14 protein-coding genes are annotated in these 14,341 nt (G+C 35.5%); 10 read left to right on the forward strand and 4 right to left on the reverse strand.

Annotation, left to right across the window (positions count from 1 at the left end; all coding sequences use genetic code 11):
* Window positions 1-574 precede the first annotated feature (574 nt).
* Window positions 575-907 (forward strand): hypothetical protein, encoded by a 333-nt coding sequence (locus C6H08_RS08855; RefSeq protein ID WP_104686172.1) that lies wholly within the window; start codon window positions 575-577, stop codon window positions 905-907.
* Window positions 897-1,313, forward strand: coding sequence for a hypothetical protein (locus C6H08_RS08860; protein ID WP_034579320.1), 417 nt, complete (start codon window positions 897-899; stop codon window positions 1,311-1,313). Before C6H08_RS08855 ends, C6H08_RS08860 begins: the two co-directional genes overlap by 11 nt.
* A 183-nt stretch (window positions 1,314-1,496) precedes the next feature.
* On the opposite strand, the gene C6H08_RS08865 is transcribed toward C6H08_RS08860, so the two are convergent.
* The 4 genes from C6H08_RS08865 to C6H08_RS08880 form a co-directional block, all read right to left on the reverse strand.
* Window positions 1,497-2,861 carry a tetratricopeptide repeat protein gene (locus tag C6H08_RS08865; RefSeq protein ID WP_034579323.1) on the reverse strand — a complete coding sequence of 455 codons (1,365 nt, stop codon included), beginning with the start codon at window positions 2,859-2,861 and terminating at the stop codon, window positions 1,497-1,499.
* Between the two features lie 27 nt (window positions 2,862-2,888).
* Entirely contained in the window at window positions 2,889-3,308 is a 420-nt protein-coding gene (locus C6H08_RS08870) for a YkgJ family cysteine cluster protein (RefSeq protein ID WP_004087241.1), read from the reverse strand.
* Window positions 3,309-3,507: 199 nt separating this feature from the next.
* Window positions 3,508-4,863: a UDP-N-acetylmuramoyl-L-alanyl-D-glutamate--2,6-diaminopimelate ligase gene (locus C6H08_RS08875; protein WP_034563764.1), complete on the reverse strand. Its 1,356-nt coding sequence runs from the start codon at window positions 4,861-4,863 to the stop codon at window positions 3,508-3,510.
* Entirely contained in the window at window positions 4,860-5,504 is a 645-nt protein-coding gene (locus tag C6H08_RS08880; RefSeq protein WP_004087243.1) for a hypothetical protein, read from the reverse strand. Before C6H08_RS08880 ends, C6H08_RS08875 begins: the two co-directional genes overlap by 4 nt.
* 475 nt (window positions 5,505-5,979) lie before the next feature.
* Here C6H08_RS08880 and C6H08_RS08885 point away from each other — a divergent pair, with 475 nt between their 5' ends.
* The 8 genes from C6H08_RS08885 to C6H08_RS08920 form a co-directional block, all read left to right on the forward strand.
* Window positions 5,980-6,912 (forward strand): ribose-phosphate pyrophosphokinase, encoded by a 933-nt coding sequence (locus C6H08_RS08885; RefSeq protein ID WP_034563762.1) that lies wholly within the window; start codon window positions 5,980-5,982, stop codon window positions 6,910-6,912.
* 14 nt (window positions 6,913-6,926) lie between these two features.
* Window positions 6,927-7,826 (forward strand): LPP20 family lipoprotein, encoded by a 900-nt coding sequence (locus C6H08_RS08890; protein WP_034579714.1) that lies wholly within the window; start codon window positions 6,927-6,929, stop codon window positions 7,824-7,826.
* A gap of 107 nt (window positions 7,827-7,933) precedes the next feature.
* Window positions 7,934-8,599, forward strand: coding sequence for a Crp/Fnr family transcriptional regulator (locus tag C6H08_RS08895; protein WP_199773199.1), 666 nt, complete (start codon window positions 7,934-7,936; stop codon window positions 8,597-8,599).
* Window positions 8,600-8,626: 27 nt separating this feature from the next.
* Window positions 8,627-11,041: an EcoAI/FtnUII family type I restriction enzme subunit R gene (hsdR, locus tag C6H08_RS08900; protein WP_034579716.1), complete on the forward strand. Its 2,415-nt coding sequence runs from the start codon at window positions 8,627-8,629 to the stop codon at window positions 11,039-11,041.
* Window positions 11,041-12,531: a class I SAM-dependent DNA methyltransferase gene (locus tag C6H08_RS08905; protein WP_034563220.1), complete on the forward strand. Its 1,491-nt coding sequence runs from the start codon at window positions 11,041-11,043 to the stop codon at window positions 12,529-12,531. Before hsdR ends, C6H08_RS08905 begins: the two co-directional genes overlap by 1 nt.
* 9 nt (window positions 12,532-12,540) lie before the next feature.
* On the forward strand, window positions 12,541-12,825 hold the full coding sequence (locus C6H08_RS08910; protein WP_034563218.1) for a hypothetical protein: 285 nt from the start codon (window positions 12,541-12,543) through the stop codon (window positions 12,823-12,825).
* Window positions 12,815-13,090 carry a type II toxin-antitoxin system RelE family toxin gene (locus C6H08_RS08915; protein WP_034563216.1) on the forward strand — a complete coding sequence of 92 codons (276 nt, stop codon included), beginning with the start codon at window positions 12,815-12,817 and terminating at the stop codon, window positions 13,088-13,090. The genes C6H08_RS08910 and C6H08_RS08915 overlap by 11 nt, the downstream gene beginning before the upstream one ends.
* A partial coding sequence (locus C6H08_RS08920) for a restriction endonuclease subunit S (RefSeq protein ID WP_199773200.1) occupies window positions 13,087-14,341 on the forward strand: 1,255 nt, incomplete at its 3' end. The genes C6H08_RS08915 and C6H08_RS08920, both read left to right, overlap by 4 nt.

Below are 14,341 nucleotides of genomic sequence, written 5' to 3' on the forward strand. Positions count from 1 at the left end.
TTGTGGAATCTTGTTTTTTTTGTGTTTTTGTTAGTTTCTTGTTGTTTTATGTTTCTATTTGTATTCTTTCTTTTAAAGCTCTGTTTGCGTTTGCTTTTGTGTAAGAGTGTGCTAGATTGCATTGTTATTATATTTGAGATTCCGTGTTTATCATTCTTTAAGTGCAAGCAAACTCTTTATGGGATTGCTAGAATTTGTTTTATTTGCGTTTCTTTGTGCTTTGTGAGAAGTGGGGGGGGGGGGTCATGTTGTTTGTGGCTAGTTTCTATCGTGCTTAACACATTAGATTTATGTTACATGTTGACCTTTTTAATGCTTTTAGAATCTTATATTGTTTTATGCATTGTCTAGGTGTTAGGTTTTGTATTTTTACCATTTTACACCTTATAATCCTGCCACACACATAAGGAGCAGAAACTGGATTTCTACATTTTATTATTTCTATACAAATACACACTTCTATTGCTTATACATTATTCATAATCTCTAAAATACCCTTGAATTTTTTTTGTGGAATCCATCGCGTTTTATCATGCAAGATAAAGCTAAATGTTTTTTCATGGGAGAAGTTAATATGGGTTTTAGGAAAAAGATTTCACCTGGTGTTATAAGTGCGGTATGTGTGTTTGCTTTTGTAGCATGTGGTGATAGTAAAGGCACACCAAAGTGTGATGACAAGGAAGTGCAAAAAGAATTTGGCATGAAGTTTGTAAAAATATTCGGTATGGGATCAGATATGTCTAAAGATATAGACAAAAAGGATGTAGAAAAGTTTGTAAAAAGTATCGAGTTTCAAAATACTATTACAGAAAAATTTGATGAAGCGCAAAAAAGCTACTTGCAAGACAAAAATACAAATGGATCTCAATGCAGTAGAAGATTTTATGTATCTAACAATGGGGTGTAGTGAAGAATTTACAGATGGTATTATTTTAAAGCCGGGTGAAAGACTAACAAAAGATAATATCGAACAAATAACGATGAAAACACTTGACGAGCAAATAAAACAAATGGATAAAGAACACAATGAAAAAATGAGAGCAAAGAGTGGTGAAATGGATGAGATGGATAAGACTATGGAAGAGGAATGGCATAAGGCTATAGAAGAGGGACTATATAAAGCAATGAAAAAAGAGCGAGAAGAGACGAGAAAAGAGTCGGAAGCACAGATACAAGAAATGAAAAAGTCTTTAGATAATTTAATTGGTGAGTTGGTGGATAGTATGGAAAAAGATGAGTTAAAATACACTGCCCAAAGAACAGATGAAGGAAAAACTCATAGTAGAACCACACTGAACCAAAATAATGAGTAAAAATAGATTCTAACTTTTTAAGGTTCTCTTATTTAGAATCTTAACCAATTTTATCCCTCCAAAAAATCTACACCCAACTCAAAGTGGTGCAGAATCTATATCATCACACATTTAAAGATCCTTAATAAAATCTTATAGCTTCAATGCACATGTTTTACGCAATATAGCCTAACATGTCATATTTTAACGACATTCTCTAATCGCCTTGCTATGCTCTATAAGCTCTGGTATATCCTGCAACTTATCTGGTGAGATGAGTTCAAATGTCTCTTTAGCTTGTTTGCAATCCCCTTTTTTATAGAATCCCCAAGCTAAACTATCCAAATATTCAATAGATGTTGGCTCGATAGCAAGGGCTTTGCTTACATACTGCATACCCTCATCAATATTAAAATCATGGATAATCATCAAATATCCCAAAAAATTATAAAAAAATGCGTCATTTTTGCTGAGATTCTCTTTTGCTTCTTTTAGCTCTTCGTTTCGCTTTGTAAGCATGGTTTTAAGCGTATTAATGATTGGTTTTAGAGTTTGTTTATTTTTAGATTCTATCGCCTCATATTCATATACCGCACTAAGCCCTAATAATTCTGCTTTTTTTGTCTGTGCGTATAGCTTACTTGCTATTTTAGATGCACTCTTAAAATCCCCATGTTCTGCATAAACTTGCATAAGCATTTCTTCGCCATCATTGCCAAGCAGCGATTTATTCTCTTTTAATAGCTTTATTGCCTCATCATAATGCTTTAATTGCACTAGAATTGCTACAAACATACGCGCATTTTCTAAGCTTTTATCATCATGGAATCTTTTTGCAAGATTCTCTTGTAGCATATCAAGTTTATTAGCCTTTGCATAGATAGGAAAAAATGTCTGTAAATTTAGGCTATATTCATTATCTGCGATATACATATTGAGATAATGTAAGGCACTATCTATCTCTTTAAGCTTTAAATAGATTGCTACAATTTGATTAAGTGCCTCTAGCTTTAGTTTTGTCCCAGAACTCATGGGATCATCATATACACTTATAAAATGCTTCACAGCCTTTTTAGGCATATTTTCTTGCAAATATAAATTACTCAAAATATAATGTGTATGCAAACTCGGATTTATAGCTATATTCTTTTCAAGCAAAATAATGGCTAGATTGTATTGTTTCTTCCGTATATGGTCTTCTGCGATAATGAGATTTGTATCCACATCATCTAAATTTTTACTCAAAGTTTGGTATTGCTTTGCTATTTCTACTGCCGACTCAATACTTCCAGCTTGACTTTTAGCTAATGCTACTCGCTTTAAAAAATAAATATCTTTTGTTTGCTTATAAAGCTTATCGTATATATCAGCAGCTTCTAAAAAAAGTCCCTGATTCATAAAATCAGCAGCTTTTAGCATGAGAAAATCGGTGGCAATATTTGTATTATAAGTCTGTGTGCTTTGTGTATTTTGACCTAAATTTCTTGTAATATCAGCACAAGCTATATGCAACATTGCAACACATGCTAGACTTATGCGACAAATTAATGCAAAAATATTTGTTTTCATAATCACTCCAACCTCATATATGCTGTGCTAAATAATAACACCTATACAACGGCTTACTAACTCATCTTTATCTTTTTTATACATGCTCCAAAAAGGAAAGGTTTGACATTGCTTTGGTCGAACTTCATAGATAGAGCATTTTAAACTTTTTTCATCAAAAAATACACAACTTATGCCTTTTTCTACATCATCGCATTTTTTTTCAATAAGAGAGAATCTTGTGCCTACTTTCTTAATATAACGCAAACAAAAATCCTCAAAAGGTATATTTAAAAAAGCACTGATTCTCTCTATCTCTGCAATACTTGCAAAAATATAACCACTCTCACCATAGCAACACTTCCCCCCACATTCACTACACTTCCCTGTATTAAACGCAAAGTCAAAGCCATCTTTTTTTATTATATTATCTTGTGTGTGGTGTTTAGAATCTATTTTATCCTGCATATTATCTCTACTTATTTTCATGTCGATTGTGATATTTTATTTGTAAATAAACTGCGTTATTGTAGCAATTTATACTTAATATGCGAAACGATAATCTATCAATATACACACTTTAGAATCTAGAATAACCCTACTATAACAATATTTCAATATTCTCTCACTAAAAATCATTGCAATGTAAAAGATTCTAAAATTAGTCCTATTTATCCCTTAGAATCTCTTGCACACATTCCTTATCACTAAAATACACTTCATTATCTTTAAATATCTGCACACTTTCATCACCCTTGCCTAGCACAAGTAAAACCCAATCTTTTGGTAATTCTCTTAAAGCGAGTTTGATAGCTTCTTTTCTATCAAGGATAATTTGCATAGTAATAGCAGCATTACTTGATTTAATCTCATAAGAAGTGTTTTCTTTAATCTCTATATCTGTTTCACTGAGGCTTTTTGCAAACACACCTTTTGCGATCTCTTGTGCGATACTTAGCGGATTTTCGCTTCTTGGATTATCATTTGTGATATAAATCTTTTTTGCATAGAATCTAGCACAAGCCCCCATTTTCTCACGCTTACTCTTATCCCTATCGCCACCAGCCCCAAACACAACGCTTATATTTTTTGTCTTAAAAGATTCAAAAACCTGCTTCATACCATCAGTTGTATGGGCAAAATCAATGATTACTAAAGGCGTTTTACTTACAATCTCCATGCGACCAGACACACCGCCAAAGTTTTTCACACACGCACAAATACTTTGTATATCTTGCTTTGTGATAGCATGTATTGCAAGTGTTGCTGCCATGAGATTATAGAGATTAAAAAGACCAAAAAGACTAGATTCTATAACGCATTCTTGCATAGAATCTTTTTGCAATCTTAAACTCATCTGTGCGAAAATCCCATCTTGCAAACCATAGGCATTGACAAATAAATGCCCCTTAGATTCCACACCATAGGTAAGGACATGCGGATAAAAACGCATACTAGCACCACTTTTATCATCAAGATTAATTATCTTTATACACTCGCCACTTTGTAGGAACTGCATTTTAGTCTTAGCATAATCTTCCCAAGTCTTATGATAGTCTAAATGATCGCTTGTAATATTTGTGAGAATCTTAAGGCAGAACTCTAAGCCATAGATTCTCTCCTGCTTAATCGCATGTGAGCTAACCTCCATGACAAAGAAATCACAACCCATATTTGCCGCCATATCTATATCTTCATACAACTCTAAAAGGCTGGGCGTTGTGAGTCCCTTTGGCTTTTTTCGTGTGTCATTGATAAACATACCACGAGTGCCAAGCAAGGCGACTTTATAACCCATATCAAGCAGCACAGAATATATAGCCGCTGCCGTTGTTGTTTTGCCATTTGTGCCTGTAATGCCAATTATTTTAATATTTGTATTGAAATACTCTTTTAGATTATCTCTTTCTAAAATGCGGATATTTTGCGGTAAAGATTCTATAAAATGTGCGTTTTGCGGAGTTTTAAGGAATATAGAATCTTGCTGTAACTTTCTTGTATCATCTGTAATGTGTGGTTTCATTTTGATACTTTTTGTTGTTTTTTAGCTTTATTTTTTTTGAGTTTATTATTTGCCGCTTCAATTAAAGGTATAAGCTCCATATCATATCGTGGCAATGAGTCGATATAATGCAGCAATGCCTCAATATAATCATTCTGCACGAGTAAGGATAAAAACTCGTAAAAATCCCCCTTTTCTCCAAATACTAGCTTTGTGTTTATAGGCAATCCGCTGTAAATCTCTTTAAAATCTTTTGTCTTTAATAAGGCTTTGATATCTGCATAACTAATCGCATCATAGCTATCCATTGCTTCATTTTTACTTCTTTGCATAGCCTTTGAAAGCTTATGTGTTTTATTGTCAAAAGCTTCAATGAGAGAAAGTATCATGCGTTGAACTCTATGTTTATTTGAGCGTTTTTCAGCTGCAAGTATGCTTTGATAAAAATCATAAATGCCAATTGCCTCTTGTCCAAAATCCATACCCATATCAGCAAGATAAAGCCCGATTCTAGAATCTAAATCATGCGTATCAAGCCAAAATGCACTCTCAAATAGGTAAAATGCCCCTTGAAAATTACCATTAAGCAATGCCTTAGCACCCTTTTTTTGTAAAAGCTTTTTTGTCATTATATTTGTTTGTTGTAATTGAATAGTCTGCATGATTATCCTTTTACCTTAGCCATTTGTCTTTGCATAAATTCATTTTATACATCGATTTATTCTAGCATAGTTTTATTAATTTGCAATCGTAATAGAAATTTGTTTCATATACTTCATTGCATAATTTGCATTAAAATATTGTCGGGACTAAAGAGAGTTTGATATCACATAATTATAGAGTCTAAAATATTTAGCAGAATATAAGCTTTACATATTGTATTCTCCAAAAAGTTTAGCTAAGATTCTAAACTAACAAATTATAATTGGCACACATTTAAAAAAGGAATGGCTTTTACTTCATTGCATAATTTGCATTAAAATATTGTCGGGACTAAAGAGAGTTTGATATCACATAATTATAGAGTCTAAAATATTTAGCAGAATATAAGCTTTACATATTGTATTCTCCAAAAAGTTTAGCTAAGATTCTAAACTAACAAATTATAATTGGCACACATTTAAAAAAGGAATGGCTTTGAAGGGCTTTAAAATTTTTACAGGAAATGCACACCCAGAGTTTAGCAAAGAGTTAGCAACACACCTTGACTGCTCACTATCAAAGGCTCTTTTAACGCGTTTTAGCGATGGCGAAATTAGCGTGCAAATCAGCGAATCTGTGCGTGGAAAAGATGTCTTTATCGTGCAACCAACCTGCTCTCCAACAAATGATAATCTCATGGAATTACTTATAATGGCTGATGCATTTAAGCGTAGTAGTGCAAACTCTATTAATGCTGTGATTCCGTATTTCGGCTATGCAAGACAGGATAGAAAAGCAGCCCCGCGAGTGCCAATTACTGCAAAGCTTGTGGCAAACCTAATACAGAGTGCGGGTATAAATCGCGTTATCACTATGGATTTACATGCTGGACAGATTCAAGGCTTTTTTGATATTCCAGTGGATAATCTCTATGGGGCGATTATATTTAGGGATTACATACGACATAAAAAAGAGTTGAAAAATCCAATCATTGTAAGCCCGGATATTGGCGGTGTAGCAAGGGCTAGATATTTTGCAAATCAGTTGGGACTAGATTTAGTTATCGTTGATAAAAGAAGAGAGAAAGCAAATGAAAGCGAGGTGATGAATATCATCGGCGATATAGCAAATAAAGATGTCATTTTGCTAGATGATATGATTGATACCGCTGGGACGATGTGTAAAGCAGCCAAAGCATTAAAAGATAGAGGTGCAGCGAGTGTCATGGCGGTTGGCACACACCCGGTTTTGAGTGGTGGTGCGTATGATAGAATCAATGAAAGTGTGCTAGATGAAGTGGTATTAAGCAATTCTATCCCATTACAGCAGACAAGTCCAAAGATTAAGATTCTATCTGTCGCACCGCTTTTTGCTGAGGTCGTGCGTAGGATTTATCATAATGAAAGTGTAAATTCTTTATTTATTTAAAAAGTGGAGGCAATATGCAAAAATATTTGCAATCCCTTTGCATTTTCATATACACTTTGATATGTATCATGCTATTTGGTTTGCATGGTTGTAGTCATGCAAAAGATACAAGCTTTCATAAGGATAAAACAAACAAAGGCTATATCTATGGTGAAGGCTCTGGTCCTAACTTTGATCTTGCAAAGCAGAATGCCTTGCAAGATCTTGCGACAAATTTGCAAGTAAGTATTAAATACTCAACACAACAAAATATAAATCAAAAAAATGATACATTGCAAACAAGCGGTATGAGCAATACATTCTTAGAATCTAAAATTAAAGATATACCATCAGTAGAAGTTGAAAAGACAACAAAGCAAGGCAATAAAGTGAATGTGCGTGTGAGAGTAAGCAGAGATGTTTTAGAAGGCTCTATTGCAAATCGCATAACCCAAGCACAAAGCGAACTATCCTCCATGCTTAAAACTTGCAATCAAGTCTCTTTCTCACAATATAAAAAGTTTAAAGAAATATTAAACGCATTAAAAGAAGATATCGCACTTTATCAAGCTCTAACAAAAAATATGAGTTATGGAAATATTATGCTTTTAGAATTTCAAAATAGCATTTCAACACTTCCTAACTATGCTTTACACTGGGAGCTAGATAGTTTGCATAGCTATAAACAAGAAGCACAAGCTATCCTTACAGCTGAATTAAGCAAATTCATCAAAATCGACCCAAAAGCTAAACAAATACTACACATAAAAGTAAGCAATAATAACCCTTTGCAATTTTTACTAGAGTTTTATGATTGCAAAAATAACCTAGAAAGCACGATACAAATTAACACTCATGCAAATCAGCATGACATACTACAAGGTTCAAAAAAATCCCGTTTTGGTGCAATAGTGTATAAAGCGATTGATGAGTAGTATTGCTAAAATTTGCATAAAACTTAAGCTTTCATACAAATTCCACAACTCCCCAACACTAACCTTTTTAAGTTATAATTCAAGCGATTTTATCACAAAAGGGAAATATGCAACCACTCACTAAAGACATCTTAACGCAGATAAACACCACAATATGTGGCGATGAGAGAAGCCTTGAAGTCCTGCAAAATAAGGGCATTGTAAAAGCCTACACAAAGGGATATAGAATCTACCCAGATAGCGATGAGTTACTAGGCTTTTTGTATGTTTTAAGCGGGAAAGTCCGCTTTTTTAGCGTATCAAGCAATGCTAAGGAAATCACCATTTTTACCATAAGCGAAAAAGAGTGCTGTATCATCTCTACAAGCTGTATTTTATCGCACATTAAGGCTGATGTGGTGTTTGAGTTTATGGAAGATTCTAGCGTGTTTATCCTGCCAAATAAGGTGTTTGAAGCACTCACACAGAGTAATGAATCTATTATGCGTTTTAATCTCTCACTAGTCTCTAAACGCCTAAAACAAGCCTTTGATACCATTAATGATGTAACCTTTAAAAGTCTTAAAAATCGCGTAGTAAAATTTCTATTAAGCAATGCTAAAGATAACCGCGTAGAAGCAAGTCAAGAGAGTATAGCAAATAATATTGGCAGTGCTAGAGAAGCAGTTACAAGAGTGATAAAAGAGCTAAAAACACAAGGGCTAATTGAGACAAATCGCAATGAGATTGTGCTTAAAAATGGGATTTATGAGCTAGGCAAGGCAGAATGCTAGATAAGAATCTTAGACAAAGGGGAGATAATGGATAATGTAATACTTAGCGAAGAAGACACCAAAAAGCGTTATATTGAACCTGCTTTAAGCAAGGCAAACTGGGATTTTGAATCCATTAAAATGGAATATGGAGTAAAAGCCAAAGACTATAAGTTTAGCGAGGGCAAAATTGACATCAAAACAGGCAAAAGAGATAAAAGCACTATAAAAAAGGCTGATTATGTGCTTTTTCACAATGGAATTGCCCTTGCAGTCTTAGAATCCAAGGCTTATAAATACGAAGATAGCGAGGGGATAGAACAAGCGAAAAACTATGCCAAAGCACTTAAAGCCCCCTTTGCCTTTTCTAGTAGTGGCAAGGGCTTTGTAAAATACACGCTTACAAAAGACTTTAAGGGGGTAACAAAAGAGAATTTATCCCTTAATGCTTTCCCAAGCCCAAGGGAGCTGTATGAAGCCTATAAAAAATGGCAAAATCTCACAAATGACAATCTTTTACAAACGCATTGTGATTTAAGCCAAACAACACCGCGTTATTATCAAAACAACGCCATAAATGCCGCCCTAATCGCCGCACAAAAAGGACAAAACAGAATCCTACTTGTCCTTGCCACAGGCACGGGCAAAACTCTCATCGCCTATCAAATCGCCCACCGCCTTTTTAATCAAACCCTGCCAAATGGCAAAAAGATAGAGAAAATTCTCTATCTAGCTGATAGAAATGAGCTTATAAACACCGACACCACAAGAACTTTTAAAAGCTTTGCCAAAGGTATTTATAAGATAGAAAATCGTAATTTTAAAAGCGGATATAGTTTGTATTTTGGAATCTATCAGCAATTTATCAGCGGTAGCGAAGAAAATAATGATAAAAAAGAGCATTACAAAGCCTTAAGCAAAGACTTTTTTGACCTTATTTTTATCGATGAGTGCCACAGGGGTAGTGCTAGGGCGGATTCTACTTGGCGAGAGATTTTGGAGTATTTTAACTCCGCATTGCAAATTGGTATGACTGCTACACCTAAATTTCATAAAGAGCAAAGAGAGAGCCAAGAAGCAGGCGAGTTAGAAAAAAGAGATGATGATAATATAGATTATTTTGGGGAGCCTGTGTATCAATACAGCTTACAACAAGGCATAGATGATGGCTATCTAGCCCCATTTTCAGTAGTAGAGCTACTTTCAAATGTCGTGCAAGAGGGCTATACACCAGAGCTAGGTAAGCGTGATGAAGAGGGCAGAGAAATCCCACAAGAAACTTTCACTTCCCCAGATTTTAACCGCACAATTTACCTAAAACCTCAAATCCGCTTCGTTGCTAAAGAAGTGAGCAAATTTTTGCACCACACCCTAAAAAATCCTTACGCTAAAACTATCATTTTCTGCGAAGACCAACGCCACGCACAATTGATGAAAGATGCCTTGCAAGATGAAAACAAACAAGAAATGGCAAAAGATTCTAACTACATCACACGCATAACAAGCGATGATGATAAGGGCAAAGCCCTGCTAGATGACTTTAAAAGCGTAAGCAAACGCTACCCAGTCATTGCCACAACTTCCCAGCTTTTAAGCACAGGGGTAGATACGCAAATGGTGCAAGTCATAGTCATTGATAAAATCGTGCGTGATAAAAGCCTATTTAAGCAAATGATAGGGCGAGGCACAAGGCTTAATGAAGTCTTAGAATCCAAAGGCAAAACGCATTTTTATGTGCTAGATTTTAAAGGCATTGCAAAAGAGTTTTTAAACGACCCAGATTTTGATGGCGAGATAGAGTTTATCGGCACAGATGAGGTAAGAGAGCGAGAGAAAAAGCCAGAAAGCACAACAGAGCCTAACGACCTGCCACCAGAACCACCGATAATACGCATTGTAGAAGATGAAAAGATAGAAATCTATACGAAATATGAGTCTGTCATCATCTTACGCAATGTTAATGGTGTTTTGACACCTATCACACAAAGCCTAGAATCTTTTAGCGGTGAAAAGCTTCAAAATACTAAAGCTTTTGAATCCTACCTCAAGACTTTACGCACAGGCGATAAAGCCACGCGTGAAGAGCTTTTAAACAAGCTTGAAGAAAAAGGTATTTTTATCCAAGAGTTAGGGCAAATGGATAAATTTAAAAACTGCGATGAGTTTGATATTTTACTCTCTCTTGCTAAAGGCACACAAGCCCTAAGCCGCACACAAAGGGCAAAAAAAGCAAATAAATTCCTAGAATCTTTACAGCCAAAGGCTAGAGAGCTTTTAGAACTCTTACTTGAGAAATACGCACAAGGGGGCATTGATGAGCTAGATTCTGGCGTGTTTAAAAATGAGCCTTTTAAATCCAAATATACTAATCGTAGCACAATCGTAGAGATTCTTAAAGAATATGGCGGAGTCAATGTCGTGCTGCAAAATCTTAAAAACACACTTTATGAGGAGGTAAGCTAATGCTAAATATCAAAAAACTTCAAAATATTATGCGTCAAGACGCAGGAGTTAATGGCGATGCACAAAGAATGGAGCAAATCGCGTGGATTTTATTCCTAAAGCTTTATGATTATTATGAAAAAGAATGGACTGCTGATAATGAAATGAATGGCACGGAGTATCACTCTATAATCCCGGAGCATTTGCGTTGGGAGTCTTGGGCAGTGGGTGAAAAGTCCCCCACAGGCGAACCCTTACTCACATTTATCAATAATGAGCTTTTCCCTACGCTAAAAGCCCTAAACATCACAGAATCCACCCCGCTTAATCAATCCATCGTGCGAAAAGTTTTTGAAGATTTAAATAACTATATGAAAGATGGCTGTCTTTTACGCGAAGTGATAAACGAGATAGAATCTAGCCTTAAGATTCACAATAGACAAGATTTTAAAGAGCTTTGCAAAGTCTATGAAAGCTTTTTAAAAACCTTGCAAAGTGCAGGAAATGCCGGCGAGTTTTACACACCGCGTGCCGTTACAGAATTTATGGTAGAAATGCTTAGTCCAAAGCTAGGTGAGAGTGTGGCGGACTTAGCTTGTGGGACAGGGGGCTTTCTTATCCCCGCGGCACATTTTTTAGAAAAGCAAGTAAGTCTCACAAGTGAGCGAAAAGTCTTTGAAACAAGCTTTTATGGTTGTGAGAAAAAGTCCTTGCCCTTTTTACTTTGCGCGACAAATTTACTCATTAATGGCATAGAAAATCCAAACCTAAAGCACGGCAACGCCTTTGAATTTAGCAATTTTGAAGACTTTGATATAAATCTTACAAAATACCCCAAATTTGACATTATTTTAATGAATCCCCCTTATGGTGGTAATGAGCATAATGATGATATTAAACACTTCCCCCAAGAATACAAAAGCAGTGAAACAGCAGATTTATTTATGGCTCTCATTTTGCACCGACTATCTTTCAAAGGCAAAGCCGCAGTCGTGCTACCTGATGGCTTTTTATTTGGTGCTGATAACGCAAAAGTCAATCTCAAAAGAAAGCTTTTAAGTGATTTTAATCTCTATCTTATCTTGCGTTTGCCTAAATCAGTTTTTGCCCCTTACACTTCTATCCCCACAAATTTACTTTTTTTCAACGCTGATAAAGGCGGCACGGAAAAGACGCATTTCTACCGCCTTGATATGCCAGAGGGTATAAAATCCTTTGGCAAAACAAAGCAAATGAGCCTAGAGCATTTTGAGTCCTTTTTGCAGTGGTGGGAAAGTGATAGGCAAAGCTTACAAGATGAAAGCGGAAATTTCAAAGCAAAATCCTACACCAAAGAAGAACTTGAATCTAGGAATTACAACTTTGACTTATGCGGCTATGTAAGCGAAGAAGAAGAGATTTTAGAGCCTTTAGAGCTTATGGAGCAAATCAAAACTGAGAGAGATAAGCTAAATGCCACGCTAGATTCCATAATGAAGCAAATTTCTACTATAATTAAAGAAAACGAATAAGGAGAAACTATGCTACTAGAAGTCAGTATCGATAAACACAACAAAGACGCCATAATTTCAGCGATAAACCTTATCAAAGGCGTGGAGCTTGTAGAAGTGCTAACACAAGCAGAAGACTATGATGATACCATTATGACAAAAGAGGATTATGAAGCGTGGGTAGAGGCGCGTAAAGACTTAGCAGAGGGCAAAACCATAAGCCACGAAGAGCTAAAAAGGCTTGTAAGCCAAGAGAATGCCCAAGAAAATAAAGCGGTAAATACAACAGAACAAGGCATACAAAATGCCCTATAACATAGAGTATCACAAGGATTTTATAAAGTTTTTAAAAAAGCACCAAGACATACAAGCCAAAGTTTTTGAAAGCTTTGAGACAATCGCGCAAAATCCCTATGAAGCAAAGCTAGATATTAAAAAACTGCAAGGCAAAAAGTTTCAATGTAGAACCAACCACTATCGCTTACGCATAGGTAAATACCGCTTTTTATATGAAGTGTTAGAAAGCGAGATTCTAATCTACGCTTACAAAGCAGACTCAAGGGGCGATATTTATAAATGAAAACAGATACCTTAAAAAAGTCCTTGCTAGACTATGCCATTAAGGGAAGCTTGACTGCCAAATTCCGCCGTGAAAATAGTGGGCTTAGTGCCTTTAATGAGCTTGAAATTTATAACGATAAAATAAAGCAAAAACGCAAAGATTTAGAAAAAGAGCTTAAAACCCTAGAATCTAAACTTAAAAAAGCCCCAACCCGTCATTGCGAGACTTCCGCAGAATCCATATCTGTCATTGCGAGGCGTAGCCGAAGCAATCCACAAACCAAACAAGAGCTAAAATCTCAAATTCAAATGCTAAAAAAAGAAATTGCAAAATGCAAAGAAATCACGCCCTTATTTTGTCATACCGCCTCCACTTGTCATACTGACCTTGAGTGTAGCGAAAGGGAAGTATCTCAAAACACAGAATCTAAAAGAGATTTTTCGTTTGCTACGCAAACTCAAAACGCAGTTTCTTTAGAAAATGACAATCCACACACCCCACCCTTTACTATCCCAAATTCTTGGGCGTGGGTAAAACTTGGGGATATTTGTGAGATTTTTACAGGGGATAGCATTAACGCCACAGAAAAAGAAAAAAATTTCACGCATCAAACAAGCGGACTAAACTATATCGCCACAAAAGACTTAGCAAACGACACAAGCATAACTTACGAAAATGGTATAAAAATCCCCGATGAATTTCTACCTTCTTTTAAAATCGCAAAGGCAAATTCCACCTTACTTTGTATAGAGGGCGGTAGTGCGGGGCGAAAAGTCGGTTTTTTAAAAGAAAATGTTTGCTTTGGTAATAAGCTTTGTTGTTTTGAAAATATTTTTGCTTTTTCTAAATTTGTATTTTATTTTTTACAAAGTGGAGAATTTTCAAAAGAATTCAACTCTAATATTAACGGCATTATCGGCGGAGTAAAAAAAGAGAGTATAAGACATTTTCTTATCCCCTTGCCGCCATTATGCGAACAGCAAGAAATTGTAAAAAAACTTGATTTGCTCGTTTCACTCGCAAATGATTTTGCTATCACTAAAGAGAATTTAAAGAGAATTGAAAAGAGAATTGAAAAGAGAATTGAAAAGAGAATTGAAAAGAGAATTGAAAAGAGAATTGAAAAGAGTTTGCTTAAACTTGCCCTAGAAGGCAGTTTAAGCAAACTTTATCGCAGAAGCTCCCCTACACTCTCCGCCTTTAATGAAATCAGCACTTACAACGATAAAATAAAAGCAAAACGCAAAGATTTAGAAAAAGAGCATATAA

It is taken from the genome of Helicobacter bilis (assembly GCF_900198365.1).
Lineage (GTDB): Bacteria > Campylobacterota > Campylobacteria > Campylobacterales > Helicobacteraceae > Helicobacter_A > Helicobacter_A bilis_B.